Annotated in this window: 6 protein-coding genes; 3 read left to right on the top strand and 3 right to left on the bottom strand. The window is 47.4% G+C overall.

Translation table 11 applies throughout. The annotated features are described in order from the left end of the window. A partial coding sequence (locus tag QVO39_RS00165; RefSeq protein WP_288171146.1) for an ABC-F family ATP-binding cassette domain-containing protein occupies window positions 1-1,288 on the top strand: 1,288 nt, incomplete at its 5' end. A gap of 91 nt (window positions 1,289-1,379) precedes the next feature. Here the strand turns inward: QVO39_RS00165 and QVO39_RS00160 are convergent. The 3 genes from QVO39_RS00160 to QVO39_RS00150 form a co-directional block, all read right to left on the bottom strand. Then, window positions 1,380-1,829 carry a copper resistance protein NlpE gene (locus tag QVO39_RS00160; protein ID WP_018027797.1) on the bottom strand — a complete coding sequence of 150 codons (450 nt, stop codon included), beginning with the start codon at window positions 1,827-1,829 and terminating at the stop codon, window positions 1,380-1,382. A 137-nt stretch (window positions 1,830-1,966) separates the two neighbouring features. Next, window positions 1,967-3,088, bottom strand: coding sequence for an XRE family transcriptional regulator (locus QVO39_RS00155; RefSeq protein ID WP_021902503.1), 1,122 nt, complete (start codon window positions 3,086-3,088; stop codon window positions 1,967-1,969). 8 nt (window positions 3,089-3,096) lie between these two features. Next, complete coding sequence (locus QVO39_RS00150; RefSeq protein ID WP_018027799.1) at window positions 3,097-3,393, bottom strand: type II toxin-antitoxin system RelE/ParE family toxin; 297 nt, start codon at window positions 3,391-3,393, stop codon at window positions 3,097-3,099. Between the two features lie 219 nt (window positions 3,394-3,612). On the opposite strand from QVO39_RS00150, the gene pyrH reads away from it, so the two are divergent. Both pyrH and QVO39_RS00140 read left to right on the top strand, forming a co-directional pair. Then, entirely contained in the window at window positions 3,613-4,329 is a 717-nt protein-coding gene (gene pyrH, locus QVO39_RS00145; RefSeq protein WP_021902502.1) for a UMP kinase, read from the top strand. Window positions 4,330-4,413: 84 nt separating this feature from the next. Then, complete coding sequence (locus QVO39_RS00140) at window positions 4,414-5,112, top strand: tetratricopeptide repeat protein (protein ID WP_021902501.1); 699 nt, start codon at window positions 4,414-4,416, stop codon at window positions 5,110-5,112. Window positions 5,113-5,131 lie beyond the last annotated feature (19 nt).

The following is a 5,131-nucleotide window of genomic DNA, read 5'->3' as shown; positions in this document are numbered from 1 at the left end:
CGTCTGGCTGGAGGAGTTTCTCAAGCGAAGTAGTGCAGCGGTGATTATGGTGAGCCACGACCGCCGCTTTCTGGATAATACCACCACCCGCACTGTGGAACTCTCCCTCGGGAAAGCGTACGACTACAAGACCAACTTCTCGCACTACGAAGAGCTACGAGAGGAGCGGTACCAACAGCAGCTACGTGCCTATGAAAATCAGCAGAAGATGATCAAGGATACCGAGGAGTTTATTGAGCGTTTTCGCTACAAAGCCACCAAGGCGGTACAAGTGCAGTCGCGCATCAAGCAGCTAGAGAAGGTGGAGCGAATTGAGGTGGAGGAGCTCGACCACCGTACGATACACTTCCGCTTCCCTATGGCGGTGACGAGTGGCGCTTACCCTTTGATCACCAAGGAGCTATCGGTCGCTTACGGTACTCACAGAGTGCTACATGATATCGACCTCACCATAGAGCGGGGCGATAAGATCGCACTTGTGGGAAAGAATGGAAGTGGCAAGACCACCTTTGTGCGGGCGGTGATGGGCGAGATACCACACGAAGGGGAGCTGAAGCTGGGGCATCAGGTGGAGACCGCTTACTTCGCACAGAACCAAGCCTCCCTGCTTGATCCTCATCTTACGATCCACGAGACCATCGACCGAGTGGCAGTAGGGGACATCCGACTACAGATCAATAATATCCTCGGTGCCTTTATGTTTGGCGGAGAGATTTCTGAGAAGAAGGTGGAGGTGCTGAGCGGAGGAGAGCGAAGCCGACTGGCGATGATCCGTCTGCTGCTTAGCCCTTCTAACTTCCTCATCCTTGATGAGCCGACTAATCACCTCGACCTCTCTAGTAAGGCGGTGCTCAAGGAGGCGATCCAAAACTACGATGGCACGGTGCTGATCGTTAGCCACGACCGAGACTTCCTTGATGGTCTGGTGGATAAGGTCTTTGAATTTAAGGAGGGCGGAGTGGTCAATCACCTCGGCGGAATGCAGGAGTATATCCGCAAGATACAAGCCAATGCCGTAGGCGAAGAAGCCCCTACTCAGAGCAATCAACCCCTCGAAAAGAGTGAGGGGCGCCTTGATTACGAACAGCAAAAGGCACAGCAGAGAGAGGAGCGACGCCAGCAGCAACAGTTGGAGCGGATTGAGGCAACCATCACCCAGCTCGAGGAGCAACTCGCCTCTATTGAGGAGCAACTATCGCATCAATCTACACCCCAGCTCCTCACCGACTACGATACCACCTCCAAAGCCCTCCAAAAGGCAATGTCCGAGTGGGAGCAGCTCATCTAAATAATACGAGTAGTTGGAGAGATAAAGAGAGTGGGCTAGACACCAACTGGTATCTAGCCCACTCTCTATTTGTCTGGTAAATAGCTACTGATTATAGAACTACCTTATTAAGGATATACTTATCAGCAAGCTCGCCCTCAGCAAGAGTGCCGGTAGCATCCGATACGAGTGCTACAGAGTTATCAAGCACCTTGTAGTAGGTCTTAGCACCAGTAGAAGGAGTGATCAGCTCAAGTACGTCATTCTCGAGGAGATTGTAAGTACCGCTCTCCTCAGTCTTGTTCTCCTCCTTACCACCTTCAGCTACCTGAGTAAGTTGGTAAGTCATATCCGCATTGATAGTAAGGGTAGTCTTAAAGCCAGCTGCGTCGGCTGCAGGGAGGGTTCCCTCGTAAGTGCCTACGTATGCAGGTGTAGCTACCTCTTCGGTCACCTCGGTTTGAGTAGCCTCTTCTTGCTCGGTTGTCTTAGACTCCTTGCTAGAGCAAGAGGCAAGGAATAATGTAGCAGTTGCTACAAGTAGTAAACTAATCTTTTTCATCTTTCTTCTTTCATTAATAAATGTGTTCAACTTAATCCTTTAAGTTTGACGTTGCAAAGGTACACTATTTTGATGATTTACAATAATCTCACCCCAATATTTATACTTCCTCTCCTCTGCAAACGTGGAACTGACCCTTATAAATAAGGATTTTTCGGCAGCAGCTTCTTAAAGTCTATTTCTAGAGGGCACTGGAGAGACTTGTATCTCGTATTCGCCTCTGGATAGGTAATTAACCCGCTATGGGTGAGATGCCCAAGGACGACGCATGGTGATAGACCCAGACGCCTTCCCTCCTCCTTGATTTCTTGCAAAGTCGGCTTTGTTGAGAACTCCTTAAGCCCTTTGTACAAGTGGTTGCTTGCAAACTCATTAGCTTCCATCTCATGCTTTTCTATAGAGTCCTCCTCCATATCGTCTAGCAAGAATCCTTTCTTGGCATGCTTGTAGATAATGTGACCCAACTCATGAAAGAAATTAAAGGCTAGTTTGTCAAGGCTTCTCCCCTTTCCAGACAGCTGAATAATAGGTGTCCTTCCCTGCCAGTAGGCAGCTCCACTTGTTGAGGCCTTAGGGATATTTTCTACGAAAACAAGTTTGATACCTACATTGCTGCATAGGCTAATAAGAAGTGGCAGATCGTGAGCCATTAGTGCCGACTTGAAGTTATCAATCTCCCCCATCGCTTTAGCTACAGAAAACTCTCTTTCGGTACTCATCATGTCGGCAATTATCTGCCCCTGCCGTACCCAAGCAGCAACACCAAATTCTGTTCTTTTAGACCGCCCAACTTGTCGGAACGATACTCCAAACATTTGGTGTGAATAGGTCATTTCAAATGCTTCATGAGTAGTAAGTCCAAAAAAGGAGAGCAAGCAATACATTTTCTCAACCTTTGTCTCCTTCTTGTCAATCCAACCCGCTTTACACATCTCTGAATATGGAAATAGGCACCCAAATGTATCCCATAGATTTTCCATGGGATTTACATTGCTTTGTCTAGCTATAGCCACATCATACTCAGCTTGAAATCTCAGTAAATAATTGGATGGTATGCCTGTGACGATAGAGAAACTTTCTGCTGTATCATCGGTGATCCTAGACTTACCATTTAGTATCTTACTGATTGTTTTTTCTGGCTTCCCCGAACGAAGAGCAAATTCTCTCCCCGTCATCTCACGCTCCTCAAGCCATTCGGAAAGCATTACTCCAGGGTGAATTGCTACTGGAGCTATATATTCTCTTTTATTCGTTGCCATAATATCAATTAATGATAATCAATTACTTCAATAATTACTGCGTAGCTACCATCATCTCGAAGCTCAACTCTAAAGATGAGGCGCCAATTTCCATCAAGGCTACAACTCCACTGACCAATCCTACTCCCCTTGAGTTGATGAAAACGTCCAGGCAAATATTTAAACTCATCCTCCGTATTGGCCGCTTTAATCTGTGCTAGTCTTAAAAACAACTTGTCGGCTCGTATCTTACCATGGGCCTTTACGGCATTAGCCACAGAAGAGCAGGTTTTGCGTATAGTACTATTATCAAATTCTATAATCATCCAACAAGGTGGATTAAAAACGTTAGATATATCTATTCTTTGGCAAAGATAATCATAATGTTTGACACTAAGTGTTAAACTATTTTCATAGTTGTTGTTAATTAAGCTCCTAATGGATGTTCAGTCAAGTTAAGCAACGCAGAGGCAAGAGGGGAGGGAGTTTCTGAAATAATGATTAATTTTGTGGCAGATAATCACAGCTAGATAAAAGTGAAAAAGATGAAGAGATACAGAAGAGTGCTACTCAAGCTGAGTGGCGAGTCGCTCCAAGGGGCACAGGGCTACGGCATTGATCCAGTTCGCCTACAGGAGTATGCAAGTGAGATCACCAAAGTGGTGCAGAGTGGGGTGCAGGTAGCCATCGTGATCGGTGGTGGCAACATCTTTAGGGGCCTGAGCGGTGCCACCAAAGGGTTTGACCGCGTCAAAGGCGACCAGATGGGTATGTTGGCTACCGTCATTAATAGCCTAGCTCTTAGCTCCGCCCTAGAGGCTGAGGGGCAGAAGAATGTAGTCTTCACCGCCACCCCTATGAGCCCCATCGGCAAGCACTATAATAAGTGGGATGCTATTGAGGCACTAGAGAGTGGCAAGGTAGCCATCTGCTCAGGCGGTACCGGGAATCCTTACTTTACCACCGATACCGGCTCCTCACTTCGTGCGATAGAACTCGAGACCGATGCGATGCTCAAGGGCACCCGCGTTGATGGCATCTACACCGCCGACCCCGAGAAAGACCCTACCGCCACACGCTTTGAGGAGATCACCTATCAAGAGATTCTCCTCCGCCACCTCAAGGTGATGGACCTTACCGCCACCACTATGTGTATGGAGAATAATCAGCCCATCGTGGTCTTCGATATGGATACACCTGGCAATCTCACCAAGCTCCTAGTAGAGGGACTGCCCATCGGTACCCGAGTAATTAATGAATAACCACCCGATTATTGGTCAATTCTTAATAATTATGTAGATTTGCACAATCTTTAGGGTTTCTAACCAAGTTATACAGAATAAGATATGAGCAATAAGAAGCAAGATAGGCCTGATGCCACTGAAAAGATTGAAGAGGGTGCCATTGAGGTGATCAATAAGTCGGACGAATTTATCCGCAAGAATCGCAACACCCTGATCATAGCAGTAGTAGTGCTACTCGCTGTGATTGGCGGTATCATTGCCTACAAGAATCTCTACAAGGCTCCCCGAGCTAGCAAAGCACAAGAGGCCATCTACAAGGCAGAGCAGTACTTTGATCGCGACTCATTCGAGATAGCACTCAATGGAAATGGTGCCGATGTACTAGGCTTCCTAGAGGTGATCGATCAGTATGGTGGTACCACGAGTGCCAACCTCGCAGAGGCTTATGCCGGTATCTGCCTATACAATCTAGGCCAGTACGATGAGGCAATCAACCACCTCAAGAAGTTCAAGAGCAAGGACTCCATGGCCAATCCTAGCCTTTACGGCTTGATCGGTGATTGCTACGTCAATCTTGATAAGACCGCCGAGGGCATTAAGTACTTCGAGGAGGCCGCAAAGAAGGCCGATAACGGTTTGCTATCCCCTATCTACCTCATCAAAGCAGGTATTGCCTATGAGGCACTAGGGCAGACTGCCAATGCCAAGGCTAGCTATCAAGCCGTTGTCGATAAGTACCCCAACTCAGCCAGCCTGCCAGAAGCTATGAAGCTTCTCCAAGCTCTAGAGCTGAAGAAATAAGCAACCTTTACAGACTTAA

It is taken from the genome of Porphyromonas sp. CAG:1061 (assembly GCF_000435035.1).
In the GTDB taxonomy this organism is placed as follows: domain Bacteria; phylum Bacteroidota; class Bacteroidia; order Bacteroidales; family Porphyromonadaceae; genus Porphyromonas_A; species Porphyromonas_A somerae.
The sequence above is the reverse complement of the archived record's forward strand: the minus strand, read 5'-3'. Positions and strand labels throughout refer to the sequence as shown.

Coding starts and splice junctions, on each gene's coding strand:
- QVO39_RS00160 (WP_018027797.1), bottom strand. CDS start 1,829: ATGAAAAAGATTAGTTTACTACTTGTAGCAACTGCTACATTATTCCTT.
- QVO39_RS00155 (WP_021902503.1), bottom strand. CDS start 3,088: ATGGCAACGAATAAAAGAGAATATATAGCTCCAGTAGCAATTCACCCT.
- QVO39_RS00150 (WP_018027799.1), bottom strand. CDS start 3,393: ATGATTATAGAATTTGATAATAGTACTATACGCAAAACCTGCTCTTCT.
- pyrH (WP_021902502.1), top strand. CDS start 3,613: ATGAAGAGATACAGAAGAGTGCTACTCAAGCTGAGTGGCGAGTCGCTC.
- QVO39_RS00140 (WP_021902501.1), top strand. CDS start 4,414: ATGAGCAATAAGAAGCAAGATAGGCCTGATGCCACTGAAAAGATTGAA.